Source organism: Gillisella vitis (genome assembly GCF_001541345.2).
Lineage (GTDB): Bacteria > Pseudomonadota > Alphaproteobacteria > Rhizobiales > Rhizobiaceae > Allorhizobium > Allorhizobium vitis.
On record NZ_LMVL02000001.1, the window covers coordinates 981,140 to 1,002,221 of the forward strand.

Below are 21,082 nucleotides of genomic sequence, written 5' to 3' on the forward strand. Positions count from 1 at the left end.
GATTCTAGTGAAGGTTCGGCTGGGCACCCTGGCCCTTTTCATCGATGATGTGGCCACGAGCAAACCGATCCAGCCGGAAGGCGCGGGCGGTTTCGTGACTTTCGCCCTTGGCGATCAGATGGGCAAAGCAATAGCCAGAGGCAGGCGTGGCCTTGAAGCCGCCATAGCACCAGCCGGAATTGAGATAGAGATTGTCCAGATGTACCTTGTCGATGATCGGCGAGCCATCCATGCTCATATCCATCACGCCACCCCACGAGCGCAGCACCCGGATGCGCGACAAAGACGGAATCATCGCCTTGCCCGCTTCTGCCACATGCTCGACAGTGGCAAGATTGCCGCGCTGGGCATAGGAATTATAACCATCAATATCGCCGCCAAATACCAGACCACCCTTATCCGATTGCGAGACGTAAAAATGCCCCGCGCCAAAGGTGACCACGCAATCAATAAAGGGTTTTAGCCCCTCAGAGACAAAAGCTTGCAGCACATGGCTTTCCATTGGCAGTTTTAGCCCCGCCATCTCAGCCACGCGGGATGAATTGCCCGCCGCTGCCAGAGCCAACTTGCCGCAGCCAATAAAGCCGCGCGTGGTTTCCACCCCCACCGCTTTGCCATTTTCACGGCGAATTCCGGTGACCTCGCAGTTTTGAATGATGTCCACACCATGGGTGTCCGCCCCACGCGCATAACCCCACGCCACTGCATCGTGGCGCACCGTGCCGCCGCGCCGCTGCATCAACCCGCCCTGAATGGGGAAGCGAGCATTCTCGTAATCCAGAAACGGCAGCATGGCTTTGATGGCGTCGCGGTCCAGCAATTCGGCATCCACGCCATGCAGGCGCATGGCATTGCCGCGCCGTGTATAGGCATCGCGCTGGGCATCGGAATGATAGAGATTGACCACACCGCGCTGCGACACCATCGCGTTGAAATTGAAATCCTGCTCCAGCCCTTCCCACAGTTTCATGGAAAACTCGTAGAAGGGATTGTTACCCGGCAGCAGATAATTGGAGCGGATGATGGTGGTGTTGCGCCCGACATTGCCAGAGCCGATATAGCCCTTTTCCACCACAGCAATATTTTTGATGCCGAAGGTTTTCGACAGATAATAGGCTGTGGCCAGACCATGGCCACCGCCGCCAACAATCACCACATCATAATGTGGCTTTGGCTCCGGCTGTCGCCAATGGGCGGCCCAGTTTTTGTTGCCGCGAAGACCGTTCAGAAAAATCGACAAAGCCGAATAGCGCATGATGCCCGCTCGCTTCAGGATTGGGTGGACGGGGGGATGGCTTGTGACCACCGCACAGTGCTTCGAAGACTAGATGTTTCACACCAATTCAAATTGCACAAGAAAGACATTTCACGATATAAAAAGGACATGAGCGAAAAACCCTCTTCCACCCAGGCCTATGGCTTCATCCTGACACCGAATTTTGCGCTGATGTCCTTCTCATCGGCCACAGAGCCGCTACGCGCCGCCAATCTGTTGGCGCAGACGCGACTTTATGCCATCAAGCCGCTTTCCATCCGGGCCCAGCCTGTGCGCTGTTCGGCGGGCTTTGATATTCCCTGCGAAGACCTGGCCTCTGAAGGTGGGAACTGCCACACACTGTTTGTAGTGGCTGGCGGCAATCCGATAGACTGGAAAAGTACCAGCGACCTTCATGCGACTTTGCGCAAACTCTCCCGCCAAGGGGTTCGCATTGGTGGCATTTCCAGCGGGGCTTATGTGCTGGCGCAAGCGGGTCTTTTACAGGAACGAGATTTTACCATTCACTGGGAACACGCCCCCGCCCTTCGTGAAGCCTTCCCTGACCTTGCCCCACGTCAGGCCCGCTACGTGCTGGATGGAGATCGGCTCACCTGCGGCGGCGGTGTTGCCCCGCTGGATATGATGCATGCCCTGATTGGCGAGCGGATGGGGCCGGAATTTGCCCGCCGGGTCAGTGATTGGTATCTGCACACGGCGGTGACAGAAGCGAGCGCACCGCAGCGTGGCTCATCGGTGGAGCGCTTTGGCACCCATCACCCGGCTTTGGTGACGGCTTTGGAAAAAATGGAAGCCACGCTGGAAAACCCGCTGGATCGGCAAGCGATTGCGCGGCTGGTAGGAATCACACCCCGGCATCTGGATCGGTTGTTTGCCAGCCATATGGGGGCGAGCTTTCAAGATACCTACCGCCGTATGCGGCTTTCCCATGCCCGTAAACTGCTGGAGCAAAGCCCGCTGTCGCTGTCGGAAATTGCCTTTGCCACGGGCTTTTCCAGCGCCTCGCATTTTTCACGCGCCTTCAAACAGCAGTTTGGCATTCAGCCAAAATCGGTTAGATCGTAAGATCACGAACTGTTGTAGACGCGGAGTAAGGGGCAGGCATGGCCAAGAGTGAGACAAAGGCAGCAAAAGCGGCCAAGGCAATATTGGCGCAAGACCCCCATGCTGTGCGCGAACCACGGGCCAACAATCTGGAAATGGCCATTGGCCATGAGGTGCGCACTTTTCGCAAGAAACTGGGCATCACGGTTGCCGATCTGGCAACGGCCACGGGCATGTCGGTGGGCATGTTGTCCAAAATTGAAAATGGCAATATTTCCGCCTCGCTCGGAACGCTGCAATCACTCTCCAAAGCGCTCGGTGTGCCTATGACCGCCTTTTTCAAAGGCTATGAGGAGCCGCGCAGCGCAAGCTTTGTCAAAGCCGGTGAAGGCGTGCATCTGGAGCGGCGCGGCACCCGTGCGGGGCATCATTACAGCCTACTGGGCCATATCGAAAACAACACCTCCGGCGTGGTGGTGGAGCCATATCTGATCACGCTTAACACCGAATCTGATGTGTTTCCCACCTTCCAGCACGAGGGCATGGAGTTTCTCTACATGCTGGAGGGCGAGGTGGTCTATCGCCATGGCGAGAGCCTCTACCGGATGCAGCCGGGAGACAGCCTGTTTTTTGATGCCGATGCTCCGCACGGGCCGGAAGAACTGGTGACACTGCCTGCCCGCTATCTCTCCATCATTTCCTACCCGCATCAAAAATAATTGCCTTACAGGAAAATTTTATTCTCTAGGATTGATTTTATCGCAGCCGCCTGTTAGCCATTGTCCAACGACAAATGGAGAGGCTGACCATGTGCGGCATTGTTGGATTGTTCCTGAAAGACAAGAGCCTTGAACCTCAGCTGGGAGCCATGCTCTCGGATATGCTGATTACTATGACTGATCGCGGCCCGGATTCTGCGGGCATTGCGATTTATGGCGCGGGGGAAAAGGGTAAGGCGAAAATCACCATTCAATCGCCGGAGCCTTCGGTGGACTTTGCAGGTCTGGATGCTGATCTCACCAAGGTTGGTATTCCGGCACAAGTGACGGTGAAAAGCACCCATGCGGTGATTGATATTGATGCTGCAAAGCTTGGCGACATTCGCGGTATCTTAAGCGAAATTCGACCTAATGTCCGCATCATGGGCTCTGGCGAAAGCGTTGAGATTTTCAAGGAAATTGGCCTTCCGAAAGATGTTGTGGCGCGTTTTGATGTGCGCGCCATGGGCGGCAGCCATGGCATTGGCCATACCCGTATGGCAACGGAAAGTGCGGTGACAACGTTGGGTGCACATCCGTTTTCCACGGGGGCCGATCAGTGCCTTGTGCACAATGGCTCGCTCTCCAACCACAATAATTTGCGCCGCGAATTGATCCGCGAAGGCATCAAATTTGAAACCCAGAACGACTCCGAAGTTGCCGCCGCTTACCTCACCGCCGAAATGGCTAAGGGCAAGGACCTTGGGCAGGCGCTGACGGGTGCGCTGGATGATCTCGATGGCTTTTTCACCTTCGTGGTTGGCACCAAATCCGGCTTTGGAGTGGTACGCGACCCCATTGCCTGCAAGCCCGCAGTAATGGCCGAGACTGACCAATATGTCGCTTTTGGCTCTGAATATCGCGCACTGGTCAACCTGCCGGGCATCGACGCCGCCCGCATCTGGGAGCCGGAGCCTGCCACCGTTTACTTCTGGGACCACGAGAAAGCAGCCTGAGAGTCTGTCCCATAATCGCCGCTGGCGGGCTGCAAATGGCAATTTCTGCGCTTCCGGTGCTCACGTACTTGAGTACGCTCCGCTCCGGTTCTCGAAATCACCATTTTCGCCACGCCATCGGCAATTCTTGAACAGACTCCAGCTTGAGGGATTTATAATGCCAACCTTTGATCTTTCCCAAACCCCGCTGCGTGAGCTGAACAGTGCTTTGCATGCCGTGACATCTGGGGCCAATGACACCAATTTTGAAATCATCAATCCACGCGGCCACCACGCCGTGGCGGTTGGTATTGATAGCCCCGTTACCGTCGAGGTGAAGGGCTCGGTGGGCTATTATTGCGCGGGCATGAACGATGGTGGCACCGTCACCGTGCGTGGCTCTGCCGGTCCGGGTGTGGCTGAAAACATGATGTCCGGCACCGTGATTATTGAAGGCGATGCCAGCCAATATGCCGGGGCCACGGGTCAAGGCGGGTTGCTGGTGATCAAAGGCAATGCCGCCTCGCGCTGCGGTATTTCCATGAAGGGTATTGATATTGTCGTGCAGGGTAATATCGGCCACATGTCCGCTTTTATGGGCCAATCTGGCCATCTGGTGGTGCTGGGCGATGCCGGTGAAGCGCTGGGGGATTCACTTTACGAGGCCAAGCTGTTTGTGCGCGGCACGGTGAAAAGCCTTGGGGCCGATTGCATCGAAAAACAGATGAAGCCCAAGCATCTGGAAAAGCTCGCGGAGCTTCTGACCAAGGCCGGAATCACCGATGTGAAGCCGGAAGAGTTCAAGCGCTACGGCTCTGCCCGCAAGCTTTACAATTTCAACATTGACAACGCAGACGCCTACTAAGGCAAGGGGTAGAAGACCTATGAGCTACCATAATCCCAATACCCCGCCGCGCAAATCCGCGACCTTTGATGATTATACGCTGGCGGAAATCCGCCGCGCTGCCGCCACTGGCATTTATGATATTCGTGGTGCTGGCACCAAGCGCAAGGTGCCGCATTTTGACGATCTGCTGTTTCTCGGGGCCTCGATTTCGCGCTATCCGCTGGAAGGTTATCGCGAGAAATGCGACACATCGGTGGTGCTGGGCACGCGCTTTGCCAAAAAGCCGATCTATCTGAAAACGCCGATTACCATTGCAGGCATGAGCTTTGGTGCGCTATCGGGCAATGCCAAGGAAGCCCTTGGCCGTGGTGCGACGATTGCCGGAACCTCCACCACCACCGGCGACGGCGGCATGACCGATGAAGAGCGCGGCCATAGCCAAACATTGGTCTATCAATATCTTCCATCGCGCTACGGCATGAACCCGAAGGATTTGCGCCGCGCCGATGCCATTGAAGTGGTGGTTGGCCAAGGCGCCAAGCCCGGCGGCGGCGGCATGTTGCTGGGCCAGAAGATTTCTGATCGCGTGGCCAATATGCGTAACCTGCCCAAGGGCATTGATCAGCGCTCGGCCTGCCGCCATCCTGACTGGACGGGGCCGGATGATCTGGAAATCAAAATTCTGGAACTGCGCGAAATCACCAATTGGGAAAAGCCGATCTACATCAAGGTTGGCGGTGCCCGCCCCTATTATGACACCGCGCTGGCGGTGAAAGCCGGGGCAGATGTGGTGGTGCTGGACGGCATGCAAGGCGGCACGGCGGCGACGCAGGATGTGTTTATTGAAAATGTCGGCATGCCGACGCTGGCCTGTATTCGCCCTGCCGTTCAGGCGCTGCAAGACCTTGGCATGCATCGCAAAGTGCAGCTGATTATCTCTGGCGGCATTCGCTCTGGTGCGGATGTGGCGAAAGCCTTGGCGCTGGGTGCCGATGCGGTGGCAATTGGCACCGCATCACTGGTGGCGATTGGCGATAACGACCCGAAGTGGGAAGAGGAATATCAGAAACTCGGCACCACCGCAGGGGCTTATGATGACTGGCATGAAGGCAAAGACCCGGCAGGCATTACCACGCAAGACCCCGAGTTGATGAAGCGGCTTGACCCGGTGCTGGCTGGTCGTCGTCTGGCTAATTACCTCAAGGTCATGACGCTGGAAGCCCAGACCATTGCCCGTGCCTGTGGCCATAACCGTCTGCACAATCTGGAGCCCGAAGATCTGGTGGCTCTGACCATGGAAGCCGCCGCCATGGCACAAGTGCCGCTGGCTGGCACCAACTGGTATCCCGGCAAAGCCGGATTTTAAGTCTCAATGGCTGCACTCTTCTCCCAGGATTGCAGCCATTTCCTTTCAACATGTGTCTCAATCCATAAAAACAGGGGAACGACGTGACACAGGACCTCGCACAATTCGCAGCCGAACGCGGCATTAAATATTTCATGATTAGCTACACCGACCTGTTTGGCGCGCAACGTGCCAAGCTGGTGCCAGCCCAAGCCATTGCCGATATGCAAAAGGACGGCGCAGGCTTTGCAGGCTTTGCCACTTGGCTGGACCTCACCCCCGCCCATCCCGATCTGTTTGCAGTGCCAGACGCCTCTTCCGTGATCCAACTGCCTTGGAAAAAGGACGTGGCATGGGTTGCCGCCGATTGCGTCATGGACGACAAGCCAGTGTTGCAAGCGCCGCGCGTGATGCTGAAAAAGCTGGTGGACGAAGCAGCCTCTATGGGCCTTCGGGTCAAGACTGGTGTTGAGCCTGAATTCTTCCTGATCTCTGCCGACGGCAAGACGATTTCCGATGAATTCGACACGGCTGAAAAGCCTTGCTATGACCAACAGGCCTTGATGCGCCGTTATGATGTGATTGCCGAAATCTGCGATCACATGTTGGAGCTGGGCTGGAAGCCGTACCAGAACGACCATGAAGACGCCAATGGCCAGTTCGAGATGAACTGGGAATATGATGACGCGCTGAAAACCGCCGACAAGCATTCCTTCTTCAAATTCATGGTCAAATCGGTGGCTGAAAAGCATGGTCTGCGTGCTACCTTCATGCCCAAGCCGTTCAAGGGCCTCACGGGCAATGGCTGCCACGCCCATATCTCGGTGTGGGATAATGACGGCAAGGTCAATGCTTTTGCCGATAAGGCCATGCCGTTTGGCCTGTCTGCCAAGGGTAAAACCTTCCTCGGCGGCATCATGAAACATGCCTCAGCCTTGGCTGCTGTGACCAACCCCACGGTCAATTCCTACAAGCGTATCAATGCACCACGCACAGTCTCCGGTGCCACATGGGCCCCCAACACCGTGACATGGACCGGCAATAACCGCACCCATATGGTGCGTGTTCCGGGCCCGGGTCGGTTTGAACTGCGCCTGCCCGATGGTGCGGTGAACCCGTATCTCTTGCAGGCCATCATCATTGCCGCTGGCCTGTCTGGCCTCAAAACCAATGCTGATCCCGGCCCGCATTACGACATCGATATGTATCGCGAAGGCCATACGGTGACGGATGCCCCGAAACTGCCGCTGAACCTTCTGGATGCTTTGCGCGCCTATGAAGCCGATACCGAGTTGCAACAGGCATTGGGAACAGAGTTCTCATCAGCCTATCTCAAGCTCAAGCATGGGGAGTGGACAAGCTATTGCTCGCAGTTCACCCCATGGGAGCATCAGACAACACTGGATATTTGACCGGATGTGAGGCAGGGGGCAGTGTCGCCCCCGGCTTTTGGATTAAAGCGTCGCTGTTGTCTGGCGGCTGGTCAGTTCCTCTATCCCGGCCTTCGCCTCGATCCCATCGCCTTTGAGCGTCAGATAGACGCCAAGCACAAAGGCGAGGGCGGCGATGAACAGCAGATAATAGGCATGCGCCATCGGGTTTATCGGCAGCAGGCTGGCCACCGCAATCGGCGTCAATCCGCCGAAAATCGCGTAGGAGACATTGTAGGAAAACGACAGGCCGGTGAAGCGCACAGGTGCGGGAAAGGCGCGCACCATCACGTAAGGCACGGCCCCGACGATGCCCACGGAAAGGCCCATCACGGCATAGAGCACAAACAGGACCGGAACCGAAACGCTTGCATAGGTGTAGAAAGCAAAGGTAGCTGCGGCTAAAAATACGCTCCCAACCATTAAAAACCGCCCGGAGCCGAATTTATCGACAATCGCGCCGGATGCCGCGGTGCTGAAAATCAGGAACAATGTGCCGAAACTGGTGGCGGACAGGGCGATCTGGGCGCTGTAACCATAGAGTTTTTGCAGGAGCGTCGCCGTCATCAGCGTGGTGACGACGAGGCAGGCGGCGAGCACCCACGTCAAGGCCATGGAAATGATGACGGCAGCCGGATAATCGCGTAGCACGGTTTTCAGCGGCAGTTCCATCACCACCGTCCGCGCCTGACGCATCTCGGCAAAAACAGGGGTTTCCTGAAGCCAGCGCCGCAGGTAGACGGCAACCAGGCCGAAGAAGCCACCGAGGAAGAAGGGGATGCGCCAGGCATAGGCGGCGACATCCTCCGGCGTGAACATAGAATTGATGACGGTTGCGATCAACGAACCCAGCAGAATGCCGAGCGTCAGGCCAGAGCAGAGAAAACCGCAGGCAAAGCCGACCCGGCGAAACGGCACATGTTCCGACACGAAGGTCCAGGCTCCCGGCACTTCTCCGCCGATGGCAACGCCCTGCAACAGCCGCATGACGATCAGCAGCACGGGTGCGGCAATGCCGATGGTGGCATAGGTCGGCATGGCCGCCATGCCGAGGGTGGAGAGCGCCATCAGCAGAATGGAGAAGGCAAAGACTTTTTTGCGGCCAAACACATCACCGAAATGGGCCAGGATTAACCCGCCCAGAGGCCGGACCAGATAGCCAGCGGCAAAAATCCCGAAGGTTTGGATCGTCACCAGCCAGTCTGGCATGTTTGCAGGGAAAAACAGCTTGCCGATCACGCCCGCAAAAAACACGAAGATGATGAAATCGTAGAATTCCAAGGCTCCGCCCAGGGCTGAAAGCCCGAGTGTGCGAAAATCTGCGCGGGTAAGCTGACGGGGAGGCGATGCCGGAGTGCTGATGGGGGACATGATCCTGCCTTGCGATAAAACCTATTCGGTTTGGTCGCCGATTATGCACCGGATTTCAAGGTGCAGAAAAGGATTTACCCGGTAAGGGTGAGAGAATTGGTTCAGCAAGGCCCTGCAGCGAAAGGATTTCCCATCAGGATCGAGGCGTCCACCTCCGAAATCAGCCGCTTGCCGCACAGTGCCATGCTGATATCAAGCTCCCTGGCAATGATTTCCAAAGCTCGCTGCACGCCAGCCCGTCCATCCGCACCAAGCCCGTAGAGAAAAGGCCGACCGATATAGGTCCCCTTGGCGCCCAGGGCCAAGGCCTTCAACACATCCTGGCCAGAGCGGATGCCGCCATCGATATGCACTTCAATCCGGTCTCCCACCGCCTCGACAATCGAGGCTAGCATGGAGATTGACGACGGCGCGCCATCCAGCTGGCGACCGCCATGGTTGGAGACGATAATCGCATCCGCCCCGCTATCGGCGGCGGCGCGGGCATCGTCCGCGTCCAGAATGCCCTTGAGGATCAGTTTCCCGCCCCAGCGCTCCTTGATCCAGGCGACGTCGCTCCACGACAATTTTGGATCGAACTGTTCCGCAGTCCAGGCCGAAAGCGAAGACAGGCTGGAGACGTTTTTGGCATGGCCGACGATATTGCCGAAATGACGCCGCCGTGTATTGGCCATGCCGATGCACCATTGCGGCTTGGTCGCCATCTGCCAGATGTGTTTCGGTGTGAATTTTGGGGGTGCCGACAGGCCGTTGCGCAGGTCCTTGTGGCGCTGTCCAAGGATTTGCAGATCGAGCGTCAACACCAGGGCTGAGCAATGGGCGGCCTTGGCACGGTCGATCAGGCTGTTGACGAAATCGCGGTCCTTCATCACGTAGAGCTGGAACCAGAAGGGGCGGCGCGTATGAAGCGCGACATCCTCAATCGAGCAAATGCTCATGGTGGACAGCGTGAATGGCACGCCGTAAGCCTCCGCTGCTTCTGCCGCGAGAATCTCTCCATCGGCATGTTGCATGCCGGTCATTCCGGTTGGAGCGAGCGCCACCGGCATGGTCACAGGCTCACCGATCATCGTGCTTTCCAGCGAGCGCTCCGTCATATCGACCAGAACCCGCTGACGCAGCTTGATACGGGAAAAATCGCTCTCGTTGGCGTGGTAAGTGCTCTCGCTCCAGGACCCACTATCGGCATAGTCGAAGAACATTTTCGGGACACGGCGCCGTGCCCGGCGTTTCAGGTCATCGATTGTCAATGCTGTGGGCATGGCACCTTGTCCTTTCAAATCGGCACATCGTTTTGGACATGGTGTGCGGCCAAATTTCGGCGGTTGCAAGGGAAGAGTAGCCATTCCAAAAGAGGACCGCCCAGATTGCTGGACGGCCTTTAAACTGTCTTACGCCTGTTGGTTCACTTCGTCGCCGTTGCCACATTGATCTTGTCGATATCGGCAGCCAGGGCGTCATAGGTTTGTTGCAGCGTCAATTCGCCGACAATCAGCTGGCTCATGCGCTGGACGATCTGCTGGTAAAGCGCCGAGCCGCCCTTTTTCTTTTCAAAGATCCGTGCTTCCTGCGGCACGTTCTTTTCGTTGTCGTTGAAGACGGCCATGGACGCTTTGGCATTGTCGTCGGTCAGCTTGTATTGCGGCTTGTCGATCTCCGCGCCCGTCAGGATCACGTAGTTTTCGGCAATCTCGCGCTGGACTTTCTCTGAGCCGAGAAATTCGATGAACTGGGCCACGGCTTCCGGGTATTTGGTGCGTTTGAAACCGGCGATGGCGGTGGCTCCCGGCATGGCGTAGCATCCGGCGGTGCCGCAGGGCGCGTTGATTGCCGTCCATTCGAAGGCGTCGCCGATCTTCTTCTGGAACGGATTGACCATCCAGTTGCCTGCCAGATAGGTCACGACATTGCCGTTGACGAATTCGTCGCCCATGTTCTTGTATTGCGAGCCGCCAGCGGCGCCCCACATTTCCTTGGGAAAACTACCATCCTTCGTCCAGTTGTAGAGATCGGCAATATAGGTCTTGGCGGCCTCGTCAGGAAAGCTGAACTTGCCGTCCTTCACATAGGACGAGCCATAGGAAAAGGCGGCGCCGGAGAACCGATGGCCGGAACGGTCCATGGTGAAGGGGATCTGCACGCCGGTCTTTTTAGCCACCCGGGCGGAAGCCTCGACGATCTCCTTCAGCGTTGCTTTCGGGCCGGGCAGCGGCTCTTCCGCCTGCTCGAACAGTGTCTTGTTGACGAAGGGCAGGTTCAGCGTCTGCGAGGCGACATAGCCATTGATCGATTGCGGGTCGTTGACGCCGGGCAGGCGCAACTGGTTGAGGCTTTCGCCATGGAGCTTCGCGTAACCATCTGGGTCCTTCATGTAGGGTCGCATGTCGAGAAAGAAGGGTGCCAATTGCCAATCGGTAATCTTGGCTAGATCCGGGCCTTCGCCGACAGCCAGCTGCACCGGCAATTGCTTGGCGACTGCATCATAGCCCGAGGACACGAAATTGACCTTCACGTCAGGATGAGCCGCCTCGAACTGTTTGCTCAGCGCCGCCATGTGCTCGACATAGGACTGATCGTCATCGGTGAACAGAAAGGTGATGGTCTTGGTTTCGGCAACGGCCGGATGACTGAGCGCAAGCGCCGACAAGACGATGGCACTGACGCCTGACAGAATTTTCGACATGATTCCCTCCCATAAAAATATTTTCATAATTGGCGCGACGATCCTCAATGTCACGCTCCTCCGCCCTCTTTTTGAGACTTGACAAACCGATCGTCAAGCTGTTTCGTTGGCGAAAATTCGGCAATCGATGATTTTTCTATCGAAATTTGACCGAATAAAAAATATTTTCATGATCGCAGGGAGGCGAGCCATGAGCGATCGTTTCGAGTCAGCAGCAATAGACCCGGTTTACGAGGTGCTTACCGGGGAGACGATTACGTCCTGGCTGGTCTCGCCGCTCACTGCCAGTGTGTTTGCAGGTATTGCCGCGCCCGCCGAGGACCGCGTCGATTACCGCTTCATCAATGGTTTTGTCGATGTCGGCGATCTGCCGTGTCGCAAGGCGTTCTGGGCGACGATGGTCGGGCGCGATCTGGCGCCGGAGCGCGACTGGGAGCCTGATCACCTTAATCTGCCGGGCGCCAACAGGCGGGTGGAATTCACCCATTTCTGGCATGTTCCGACCCATGTGCGCCGTTGGTTGCGCGGCACGTTCAGGGCCGCAGCGGCGAGAAGCCTCTCACTGCGGCTGAAGACCTGTGGCGGGGTGCGGATCTGGGTGAATGGCGTGGAACAGGTTCGCTTCGAGCCGTTCCGGCGTAATTTCGAATCCATGTCGGATGTCACCCTGCAACTGACCGAGGGCGATAATGACATTCTGGTTCACACTGAAGACCTGGCGGAACGCGACACGGTCTGGTTTGTCGAGCTTGAAGTAACGGATGCAGAGTCAATCGCCGTGCTTTTGCCAGCGGTTCTGGATGGGGCGACGGTTACGCGGCTGGAACGGCTGATGCGCAGCGTGCGCCCGGCTCGCGATGTATTTTGTGGTCAACCGCTGGAATTGCTGTTCGATGACGCGCCGCAGACCGATGTTCCGGTTGAGATCACTGTCTACAGCCATGGCCATGAGCGTGCCGTGCTGGCAAAGGCGCAGGCGGCGCTGCGCGCTGGGGACAGAACCCTTGTCGTGCAGGAAACACTCGGTATTGCCGATGGCTATCACGGTGTGCGGCTGCGTATGGGTGAGGGTGCCAGTGTGGCGAGCCGGGTGATTGATGCTGCTTTTCTGACCCGCGTGCAGCCGGAGATTTCTCAGGATAGCCTTAGGGAGCGCAAACAGCAGGCACTTGCCTACTCGGCCCGCCATGGTGCGCCGCGCATCGGCCGGGTGCTGGCCATGGCGGCCTGCGAGCAGGTCGATGATGCGGTGCTGGAGAAACTCCTGAGCGATACACTTGCCGCCATCGACCGGCGGGAGGATTGCTCGGATTTCATCCTTGTGCCGCTGCTGTGGCTGTTCGGCGCTTACCCTGATGTTTTGACCCCGGACCAGCGCGAGCGGGTGCGCCAATCGGTGCTCAACTATCGCTATTGGGTGGATGAGCCGGGCAATGACACGATGTGGTTCTGGAGCGAGAACCATGTTCTCTGCTTCCACACCAGCCAGCTCCTGGCCGGTCAGTTGATGCCGGATGCGGTGTTTTCCGCGTCTGGCCGCACGGGTGTACAGCAGGCGGCGCTGGCCCGTCAGCGTCTACATCGCTGGTTCGACAGCGTCGAGGCGCATGGACTGGCTGAATGGAATTCCGCCGCCTATTACCCGATTGATTTCATTGGCCTGCTGGCGCTGGAACATTGGGCGGAACCTGACATCGCCACCCGCGCTCGCTACCAGTTGGACCTGATTTTCCGGATGATTGCCCTGCATACGCTGGCGGGCGTGCCTGCGGGATCGCAGGGCCGCGCCTATGACAAGGAATTGCGGGCCGGACCGCTGACGGAACTGGCGCCTTTCGCGTGGGTGGCGTTTGGCGAGGGCTGGCTGAATGGCGGTGTCGCCTCCCTGCCCATGTTCTGCGCCAGCCATTATCAGCCGCCGGAGGACCTAGCTGCGTTGGCGATGCTGAGCGAAGGGCGCAGCATAGAGGCGCGGTATGCGCAAGGGCTGGAGAGCGGCAAGCTGGTGGTGTTCAAGACCTATGCCTCGCAGCTTTCGACAGTGGTCGATCACAAGACTGGCCGCAAAGGCCATCAGCAGCATGTGCTGGATATCAGGCTGGCTGGCCATCCGATGGCGCGGCTCTGGATCAATCATCCCGGCGAGGACGATCCGTGGGGATCGCAGCGGCCTTCCTATTGGGCAGGTAGCGGCATCCTGCCGAGGGTGGCGCAGTATGGCGATACGGCCCTGCTGATTGCCGATACGCAAGGCGGACGCCTGCCGTTTACCCACGCCTATCTGGGCATTGACGGTCTGGACGAGGTGATCCTTGAGGAAAATTGGGTGTTTGCCCGCTCGGGACAAGGGTTTGCCGCCCTGTACAACAGCCACGGCCTGGAACCGATGGACGCCGGCGCGACAGCAGGCCGAGAGCTGCGCGCGCTGGCACCGATTTCGGGCTGGGTGGCCATTGTCGGAGCCGGGGACGTGCTGGCTTTCGAGATTTTCTGTGAAAAGGCACGAGCAACCAACATCGACTTCGACCCGGTGGCGAGAACTCTTCGGGTCCGGCCACCGGGCCGTGAGGTGCTGTTTTTATCCTATGACGGCGATTTTCGGCTGGGGACACATCCGCTGCCTTTCCAACATGAACAGCCGCAACCGGTGCTGACCTATGACAGCGCCCAACCGGATCAGGGTGAAACCACCCCTCTTTATCAGTAGATGGATCAGACCATGCATCAGGCAGAGACCGGCCATTCGGGCCTTCAGCAGACAATCGACAAGGTGGCGGTGGCATTCAGCCGCCTCAAGGGCATCAAGGAAGGCCTAAGCGGGGAAGGCAGTGCAAGCGGCATCCAGTTTGATGAATGGGATTGGGAAGTGGGCGTCGGTCTCTATGGCTTCCTGCGCCGCGCCATCGCCAGCGGAGATAGGAAAGCGATCAACGATCTCGTTGATTGGTACGCCATGCAGATCGGTCGCGGCCTGCCGCCGCGCCAGATCAACAGCACAGCGCCGATGCTGCCGCTCGCCATCCTGATCGGTCATGTGGACCGGCCCGATTTCAATGCGCTGGTGGAGGATTGGGCTGAATGGCTGGTGAAAAGCCTGCCGAAAACCGAGGATGGCGGCTTTCAGCATGTGGTCAAGGAACGCTTGAACGAAGGCGAGCTTTGGGATGATACCCTGTTCATGGCCGGGCTGTTTCTGGCGCAGGCCGGTGTGCATTTTGGCCGCAAGGACTGGATTGATGAGGCCGTCTATCAGTTCATGATCCACGCCCGTTATCTGTCGGACCCGATCTCCGGTCTCTGGTATCACGGCTGGACCTTTATCGGTCGTCATAACTTTGCCCGTGCCTTCTGGGCGCGTGGGAATGCCTGGATCACCGTGGCGATCCCGGAACTGTTCTTTCTGGTGCCTGACATAGACGAAAAAGACCGCCGCTTTCTGGCCAATGTGCTGAAAAGCCAGCTGCGTTCGCTGAAAGCCTTTCAGCGCGAGGACGGTATGTTCCACACGCTGCTGGACGATCCGACCTCGCCGTTGGAAACTTCGGCCACGGCCGGGATAGCCTATGGCATTCTGCGCGGCATCGAGGCGGGTATTCTGCCGGTGGAGGACAAGCTCCATGCCGACAGGGCGCTGGATGCCGTGCTGCGCCATATCGATGACGAGGGTGTGGTGCTGGGTGTCTCGGATGGAACGCCGATGGGGCATGATCTGGATTTCTACCGGCGTATTCCCAACCTGCCGACCCCTTACGGTCAGGCCCTGGCTCTGCTGCTATTGACGGATGTGGCTATGACCCAGGCGGCAAGGACCTCGGAGGCAACCGCATGACCCAGACGCTGGACATTGTCATCGATCATCAGGACGGTGACCGCACGCACGCCATTCAGGAAGCAATGGACCATGTGTCGGCCTCTGGCGGCGGCAGGGTTTCGCTTGCCGCCGGATCGCATCAGGTTGGCGGGCTGACGCTTCGCTCCGGTGTCAATCTGCATCTGACTGAGGGGGCGGTGCTGCGGCCTGTGCCGGATTATCAGGCCTATGGTGATAATATCGTCTCGGTCATTGCCGAAAAATCCAACCGGGCAATGCTGGTGGCGCGCGGTGCGGACACGATCGCCCTGACCGGGCCGGGCCGCATCGACGCCAGCGGCGATGCGTTCATTGCCGGTGACGATGTCAGCGTCGGCGTGTTCATCCCGGCGGAGTTTCGGCCGCGTGTTCTGGTGCTGGAGGGGTGCCGGGGCGTGCGTCTCGACCATCTCCAAGTCGAAAACTCGCCGATGTGGACGCTGCATTTCGTCAATTGTGAGGATGTTAGTCTTGCCAATGTGGCGATCCGCAACAACTGCCGCTTGCCCAATACCGATGGCATCGTGCTGGACGCCTGCCGCCGGGTGCTGATCGAGGATTGCACGATCTCTACCGCCGATGATGGGATCTGCCTGAAGACCAGCGTCGGGCCGGATGGCAAGGCCATTGGCACCTGCGAGGATGTGCTGGTGCGCCGCTGCACTGTCTCCAGCCAGAGCTGCGCGCTGAAACTGGGGACTGAAAGCTTCGGTGATTTCTCCCGCGTTGTGTTCGAGGATTGCCGTGTCGAACAATCCAACCGGGGGCTGGGGATTTTTTCCCGCGATGGCGGCAAGGTCTCCGATGTCAGGTTCTCGCGCATCAGCCTGGATTGCCATGAGACGCCGGACGGGTTCTGGGGCTCTGGCGAAGCGCTGACGGTGACGGTGGTGGACCGGGTGCCGGAGCGCCCGGCGGGTGCGGTGAGGGGACTTGTTGTCGAGGACATCACCGGGCGGATGGAAGGCACGGTCAACCTTGTCTCCATGGCCGGTGCCGGTATTCACGATGTCGCGTTGCGGCGGGTGCATCTGGCCCAGCAGCCCGGCTCCCTTGGTACTGCCTTACACTACGACATGCGCCCAACCAATGCGGATCTTGCACCTTCGCCGGAGGCTCATGGCCGGGCCAATGCCTGGACGCGCGGCGCGGACGGACGCATTGTTGGGCTAATCGACTATCCGGACGGAATGCCGGGGGTGTTTGCCCGTGGGGTGGAAGGGCTGACTGTAGACGACCTCGTTATAGACAGGCCGCAGCCCCTGCCGAAGGGCTGGAACCGGCTGGATTTCGTCCAACAGTAAATTGATGCATCTGGGAGGATGATATGGGAGCGTTGCAACTCAAGGATCTCAACAAGTCCTACGGCGCGGTGATGGTGCTGCATGACATAGACTTGACGATCGAGGACGGCGAATTCGTCGTCTTCGTCGGCCCGTCGGGCTGCGGAAAATCCACCCTGCTGCGGATCATCGCCGGATTGGAGGATGTGACGATGGGCGCGATCAACATCGATGGCCGCGACGTTTCTCAACTGTCGCCTGCCGAGCGCAAGATCGCCATGGTGTTCCAGTCCTATGCGCTTTATCCGCATATGAGCGTGCGCAAGAACCTGGCCTTCGGGCTGGAAAACCTGAAATTCAAGCGCGCTGAAATCGAGGCGCGGATCGCCGAAGCGGCAAGGATGCTGGCGATCGAGCCCTATCTGGACCGCAAGCCGCGCCAGCTTTCGGGCGGTCAGCGCCAGCGTGTGGCGATTGGCCGGGCGATTGTGCGCGAACCGGAAATCTTCCTGTTCGATGAGCCACTCTCCAATCTCGATGCGGCCCTGCGGGTCCAGACACGGGCGGAAATTACCCGTCTGCACCGCGACATCAAGACGACGATGATCTACGTGACCCATGACCAGGTGGAAGCCATGACCATGGCCGACAAGATTGTCGTGTTGAAAGGGGGCCGGGTCGAGCAGGTGGGAACGCCGCTCGATTTGTTTAACAATCCTTGCAACCTGTTTGTGGCAGGCTTCCTTGGTTCGCCCCGGATGAACATGCTGAAAGGCCGGATCGCCGGTTTTCAGAAGGGCGAGGCGCTGATCGATGTCGGCTATCCACAGCAACTCACCGCTTCTGTCGATGAGACGGCGGCAAAGTCGGGACAGGAGGTCATGGTCGGCATTCGCCCGGCGCATTTCCAGCGGGTCGAGACGGGCGGCCTGCCGTTCATCGTCGGCTATTGCGAAAGCCTTGGCACAGAAACCTATCTCTATGGCCGGATGGAAGGGCAGGAAGAACAGGTCATTTTGCATCAGCCCGGCCATTTCGTAGCCCCGGAGGATAGCCGCTTGGCGGTCGCGCCCTTGGCTGGCACGGTGCATGTGTTCGATCCTGTCTCGGGTCTGGCGCTGACCCGGCGCCGCCAACAGGTCAGCGGAGGCCTTGCCGCATGAGCCAGTTTGCCGAGATCGCTGACCGCGTTCTGAACCGCGTCATGCTGGTGGTGGAAGTGCCGCTGAACGGGCTGGAACGGCTGTTTGGCCGCAAGCGCATGCCCTATTTCTTCCTGGCGCCCAATCTGGTGCTGTTTGGCATTTTCACCTTTTTGCCGATTGCCATTTCCATCGGCTATGCCTTTACCGGTGGCACCAATCTGTTCGTTTCAGAGCGCCCCTATGTCGGGCTCGACAATTTTCGCCAATTATTGACCTGCGGCGATTATATGCAGCCGGGAACCTGCACGGAATCACTGTTCTGGACTGCGATCTGGAACACGCTGTGGTTTGTCGGCTTCAACGTTGTGGCGACCTTGCTGGTCTCGCTGATTACGGCGTTGATCCTCAACCGCGCCATGGTGGCGCGTGGGTTTTTCCGGGCGATGTTTTTTTATCCGGTGTTGCTATCGCCTGTGGTGATCGGGCTGATCTGGAAATGGTTCCTGGACCGCAACGGCTTGCTCAACGCCTTCTTGCAAATGCTCGGCGTGCCGCCGGAAATCTTCCTGCTGGAGGTTGGCTGGTCACGGTTTTTCGTCGTCGTGGTCTCCGTCTGGTTCCACATGGGTTTCTACACGCTGATCCTGCTCGCCGGCTTGCAAGCCATTCCCAAAGATCTCTATGAGGCGGCGGCCATCGACGCGGCCACACCGCGCCGGGTGTTGTTTCGCATCACCCTGCCGCTCTTGGCACCCAACCTGCTGGTGGTGCTGATCCTGTTGATGATCCGGTCCGTGCAGATTTTCGATGAGGCCTGGGTGCTGACCAATGGCGGCGGGCCGGGGACGGCCAACAGTTTCATCGTGCAATATATCTACCAGATGGCGTTTGGCAGCGATCTTCGGCTGTTCGGGCTCGCCTCGGCTGCGGCAACCCTGATGGGCTGCGTGCTGCTGGTGCTGACCCTGCTGCAACTTGGCCTCTCCAAAAAAATGGAGCAGTGATATGAGCCTTAATCCCGTAACCTTCCTGACCCGCACGCGCCGCCAAGGTCGCATTGGCGTGACCGATGTGCTGGCCTGGCTCTGGCTGGTTCTCGGCACGCTGGCGGTGCTGGTGCCGGTGGTTTGGGCGGGTCTATCCTCGATGAAGCCTGCTGCCGAAATCACTCGTTTTCCACCGACGCTTCTGCCGCGAGACGCGGTGGAGGTGACGGTCAAGGGCTATGATAAGCCGCTCAGCCTCTGGCAGGTCAGCATGGATGGCACGACCCGGCAGATGGCCATGGTCCGGCGCATCGGCCTGAAGGCGCAAATGGTCGATCCCGAAAACCCGCAGGCGCCAGTCAGTATCGATACCCGCACGATTACGCCGGTCCAGAGCCTGACGATTGCCACGGAAAACTACACGGACCCTTTGACCCGGTTTGCCTTCCTGACATTCCTCAAGAACTCGGTCTTCGTCACCGTTGTGGCGACGGCTCTCACCTTGATCGTCAATGCCTTGGCGGCATTCGCCCTGTCGAAATACCGGTTCAGGGGCGACAAGGCAGTGTTTGTGCTGATTATCTCGACCTTGATGATCCCGCTGACCGTTGTCATGGTGCCCGCCTATCTTGTCATTGTCGGCGTCGGGCTGGTGGATAATCTCTGGGGTGTCATCATCCCGACCATCGCCTCGCCAACCGGCGTGTTCCTGCTGCGGCAATATATGCTGACCATTCCCGACGAATTGATCGAAGCGGCACGGGTGGATGCGGCCAGCGAATTCAGGATCTTCTGGCGGATCGTCCTGCCGTTGACGGCGCCTGCCTTGGCGGTTCTGGCGATTTTCTCGGTACTCTGGCGTTGGAATGACTTTCTCTGGCCGCTGATCGTCCTCAGCAGCCGCGAGAATTTCACTCTTCAAGTCGGGCTCAACGCCTTTCAGGGCGAGTTTTCGGTGCAGTGGAATTACATCCTCGCCATGACCTTCCTCAGCCTGATGCCAGTGACGCTGGTCTTCCTGTTCCTGCAAAAATACATCACCACAGGCATTGCCGGGACGGGCATGAAATAAGCCCCTGAACGTTATTAACAGCGTGGCGGCGCGATGCTGCCACGCAGGATCAGGCGACATCCCAGCTCCAGCCGATGGGCGGGGCGCAGCGGATCGATGGAAACCAGCCGCTGCTCGATCAGGCTGAGGGCCGCAGCGCCAAGCCTTGCGCTGGGCAGTTGAATGGTTGAAAGCGGCGGACTGCTGAACTCGCCGGGCAGGATGTCGTCGCAGCCCAGCACCGATATGTCGTCGGGTACTTTGATGCCTGCCTTGGCGAGGGTTTTCAGACAGCCAAGCGCCAGATTATCGGCGGCACAAAAAATCGCGGTGGCTTGTTTCAGCGAAGGGTCGCGGGTCAATAATTCGCGCAACACCCTTTCGCCCTCGGCTGGCTCGTAGCTCTCGGCCTCGACAACCATGTCGATAGGTGCTTGTAGCCCGGCGGCCAGAAAGGCATCGACATACCCGTCGTAACGGCGGCGGATGGTGGTGCGGCCCGGCCATGTCACATGCAGAATGCGGCGGTGGCCGAGTGCCAGAAGGTGCTCAATGGCCTGGCGCGCGCCGAACCGGTTTCCGGCGGTGACCGTATCGATCCGCATCGACGGATCTTCGCCGTTGATGATCACAGACGGTATCGCCAATTGCGCCAGCGCGCGGATAAATTCCGGTCGGTCGTCATTGATGATGACGATGCCATCGACTTTTTCGGCAACGGCAATCCGCTTTACCTCAGCGGCGTCGATCCGGTTGCCCGGCGTGACGCAAGGAACGATGCGGATCGCCCGACGCTCGCATTCCTCGCGAAGTCCATTCATCACGGTCCAACTGACCAGATTGAGATCGCTTTGCGGGGCAGCGTCGCCTGCAACCGCCAGAAGAATGCATCGCAGCGTGGCAATGGTCGCCTTGTTGCGGCGTTTCTCCAGATAGCCCAGCCGTTGGGCCGACGCGATCACCCGGTCGCGCACTTCAGCCGTCAGCGGCGCAGTGCCGTTTAACGCATGCGAGGCGGTGCTGATCGAGACGCTGGCGTCCAGCGCCACGTTTTTAAGGCTGATCTTTGCTGTCACGC

At 58.6% G+C, this 21,082-nt stretch carries 17 protein-coding genes; 12 read left to right on the forward strand and 5 right to left on the reverse strand.

All coding sequences use genetic code 11. From position 1 onward, the window contains the following. Positions 1 to 4: 4 nt before the first annotated feature. Positions 5 to 1,255, reverse strand: coding sequence for a sarcosine oxidase subunit beta family protein (locus tag ASB66_RS04095; RefSeq protein ID WP_060717522.1), 1,251 nt, complete (start codon positions 1,253 to 1,255; stop codon positions 5 to 7). Positions 1,256 to 1,384: 129 nt separating this feature from the next. Here ASB66_RS04095 and ASB66_RS04100 point away from each other — a divergent pair, with 129 nt between their 5' ends. From ASB66_RS04100 to glnT, 6 genes are all read left to right on the forward strand, one after another. Then, positions 1,385 to 2,341, forward strand: a complete 957-nt coding sequence (locus ASB66_RS04100) for a GlxA family transcriptional regulator (protein WP_060717523.1) — start codon at positions 1,385 to 1,387, stop codon at positions 2,339 to 2,341. Between the two features lie 38 nt (positions 2,342 to 2,379). Next, positions 2,380 to 3,039 (forward strand): helix-turn-helix domain-containing protein, encoded by a 660-nt coding sequence (locus tag ASB66_RS04105; RefSeq protein WP_060717524.1) that lies wholly within the window; start codon positions 2,380 to 2,382, stop codon positions 3,037 to 3,039. 89 nt (positions 3,040 to 3,128) lie between these two features. Further along, positions 3,129 to 4,034 carry a class II glutamine amidotransferase gene (locus ASB66_RS04110; protein WP_060717525.1) on the forward strand — a complete coding sequence of 302 codons (906 nt, stop codon included), beginning with the start codon at positions 3,129 to 3,131 and terminating at the stop codon, positions 4,032 to 4,034. 157 nt (positions 4,035 to 4,191) lie between these two features. After that, the gene (locus ASB66_RS04115; protein ID WP_060717526.1) at positions 4,192 to 4,878 is read left to right on the forward strand and encodes a GltB/FmdC/FwdC-like GXGXG domain-containing protein; all 687 of its coding nucleotides are present in this window, start codon (positions 4,192 to 4,194) and stop codon (positions 4,876 to 4,878) included. A 19-nt stretch (positions 4,879 to 4,897) separates the two neighbouring features. Then, positions 4,898 to 6,226 (forward strand): FMN-binding glutamate synthase family protein, encoded by a 1,329-nt coding sequence (locus ASB66_RS04120; protein WP_060717527.1) that lies wholly within the window; start codon positions 4,898 to 4,900, stop codon positions 6,224 to 6,226. A gap of 83 nt (positions 6,227 to 6,309) precedes the next feature. Continuing rightward, positions 6,310 to 7,617 (forward strand): type III glutamate--ammonia ligase, encoded by a 1,308-nt coding sequence (gene glnT / locus ASB66_RS04125; RefSeq protein ID WP_060717528.1) that lies wholly within the window; start codon positions 6,310 to 6,312, stop codon positions 7,615 to 7,617. Between the two features lie 42 nt (positions 7,618 to 7,659). Here glnT and ASB66_RS04130 read toward each other — a convergent pair whose 3' ends face one another. The 3 genes from ASB66_RS04130 to ASB66_RS04140 form a co-directional block, all read right to left on the reverse strand. Next, positions 7,660 to 9,006, reverse strand: coding sequence for an MFS transporter (locus ASB66_RS04130; RefSeq protein WP_060717529.1), 1,347 nt, complete (start codon positions 9,004 to 9,006; stop codon positions 7,660 to 7,662). A 101-nt stretch (positions 9,007 to 9,107) separates the two neighbouring features. After that, positions 9,108 to 10,268, reverse strand: a complete 1,161-nt coding sequence (locus ASB66_RS04135; protein WP_060717530.1) for an alpha-hydroxy acid oxidase — start codon at positions 10,266 to 10,268, stop codon at positions 9,108 to 9,110. Positions 10,269 to 10,411: 143 nt separating this feature from the next. Further along, positions 10,412 to 11,689 carry an ABC transporter substrate-binding protein gene (locus tag ASB66_RS04140; protein WP_060717531.1) on the reverse strand — a complete coding sequence of 426 codons (1,278 nt, stop codon included), beginning with the start codon at positions 11,687 to 11,689 and terminating at the stop codon, positions 10,412 to 10,414. Between the two features lie 190 nt (positions 11,690 to 11,879). On the opposite strand from ASB66_RS04140, the gene ASB66_RS04145 reads away from it, so the two are divergent. The 6 genes from ASB66_RS04145 to ASB66_RS04170 are packed head-to-tail and all read left to right on the forward strand — an operon-like array spanning position 11,880 to position 20,025. Next, positions 11,880 to 14,396 carry a hypothetical protein gene (locus ASB66_RS04145; RefSeq protein ID WP_060717532.1) on the forward strand — a complete coding sequence of 839 codons (2,517 nt, stop codon included), beginning with the start codon at positions 11,880 to 11,882 and terminating at the stop codon, positions 14,394 to 14,396. A 12-nt stretch (positions 14,397 to 14,408) separates the two neighbouring features. Further along, positions 14,409 to 15,518 (forward strand): beta-galactosidase BglB, encoded by a 1,110-nt coding sequence (gene bglB, locus ASB66_RS04150; RefSeq protein WP_060717618.1) that lies wholly within the window; start codon positions 14,409 to 14,411, stop codon positions 15,516 to 15,518. Continuing rightward, positions 15,515 to 16,843 (forward strand): polygalacturonase PglB, encoded by a 1,329-nt coding sequence (pglB, locus tag ASB66_RS04155; protein ID WP_060717533.1) that lies wholly within the window; start codon positions 15,515 to 15,517, stop codon positions 16,841 to 16,843. Before bglB ends, pglB begins: the two co-directional genes overlap by 4 nt. 23 nt (positions 16,844 to 16,866) lie before the next feature. Further along, positions 16,867 to 17,985, forward strand: a complete 1,119-nt coding sequence (locus tag ASB66_RS04160) for an ABC transporter ATP-binding protein (protein WP_060717534.1) — start codon at positions 16,867 to 16,869, stop codon at positions 17,983 to 17,985. After that, complete coding sequence (locus ASB66_RS04165) at positions 17,982 to 18,971, forward strand: carbohydrate ABC transporter permease (protein ID WP_060717535.1); 990 nt, start codon at positions 17,982 to 17,984, stop codon at positions 18,969 to 18,971. The genes ASB66_RS04160 and ASB66_RS04165 overlap by 4 nt, the downstream gene beginning before the upstream one ends. 1 nt (position 18,972) lies before the next feature. After that, complete coding sequence (locus ASB66_RS04170; RefSeq protein ID WP_060717536.1) at positions 18,973 to 20,025, forward strand: carbohydrate ABC transporter permease; 1,053 nt, start codon at positions 18,973 to 18,975, stop codon at positions 20,023 to 20,025. 14 nt (positions 20,026 to 20,039) lie between these two features. Here the strand turns inward: ASB66_RS04170 and ASB66_RS04175 are convergent, their stop codons facing one another. After that, entirely contained in the window at positions 20,040 to 21,080 is a 1,041-nt protein-coding gene (locus tag ASB66_RS04175; RefSeq protein WP_060717537.1) for a LacI family DNA-binding transcriptional regulator, read from the reverse strand. Positions 21,081 to 21,082: the final 2 nt, after the last annotated feature.

Coding starts and splice junctions, on each gene's coding strand:
- ASB66_RS04095 (WP_060717522.1), bottom strand. CDS start 1,255: ATGCGCTATTCGGCTTTGTCGATTTTTCTGAACGGTCTTCGCGGCAAC.
- ASB66_RS04100 (WP_060717523.1), top strand. CDS start 1,385: ATGAGCGAAAAACCCTCTTCCACCCAGGCCTATGGCTTCATCCTGACA.
- ASB66_RS04105 (WP_060717524.1), top strand. CDS start 2,380: ATGGCCAAGAGTGAGACAAAGGCAGCAAAAGCGGCCAAGGCAATATTG.
- ASB66_RS04110 (WP_060717525.1), top strand. CDS start 3,129: ATGTGCGGCATTGTTGGATTGTTCCTGAAAGACAAGAGCCTTGAACCT.
- ASB66_RS04115 (WP_060717526.1), top strand. CDS start 4,192: ATGCCAACCTTTGATCTTTCCCAAACCCCGCTGCGTGAGCTGAACAGT.
- ASB66_RS04120 (WP_060717527.1), top strand. CDS start 4,898: ATGAGCTACCATAATCCCAATACCCCGCCGCGCAAATCCGCGACCTTT.
- ASB66_RS04130 (WP_060717529.1), bottom strand. CDS start 9,006: ATGTCCCCCATCAGCACTCCGGCATCGCCTCCCCGTCAGCTTACCCGC.
- ASB66_RS04135 (WP_060717530.1), bottom strand. CDS start 10,268: ATGCCCACAGCATTGACAATCGATGACCTGAAACGCCGGGCACGGCGC.
- ASB66_RS04140 (WP_060717531.1), bottom strand. CDS start 11,689: ATGTCGAAAATTCTGTCAGGCGTCAGTGCCATCGTCTTGTCGGCGCTT.
- ASB66_RS04145 (WP_060717532.1), top strand. CDS start 11,880: ATGAGCGATCGTTTCGAGTCAGCAGCAATAGACCCGGTTTACGAGGTG.
- bglB (WP_060717618.1), top strand. CDS start 14,409: ATGCATCAGGCAGAGACCGGCCATTCGGGCCTTCAGCAGACAATCGAC.
- pglB (WP_060717533.1), top strand. CDS start 15,515: ATGACCCAGACGCTGGACATTGTCATCGATCATCAGGACGGTGACCGC.
- ASB66_RS04160 (WP_060717534.1), top strand. CDS start 16,867: ATGGGAGCGTTGCAACTCAAGGATCTCAACAAGTCCTACGGCGCGGTG.
- ASB66_RS04165 (WP_060717535.1), top strand. CDS start 17,982: ATGAGCCAGTTTGCCGAGATCGCTGACCGCGTTCTGAACCGCGTCATG.
- ASB66_RS04170 (WP_060717536.1), top strand. CDS start 18,973: ATGAGCCTTAATCCCGTAACCTTCCTGACCCGCACGCGCCGCCAAGGT.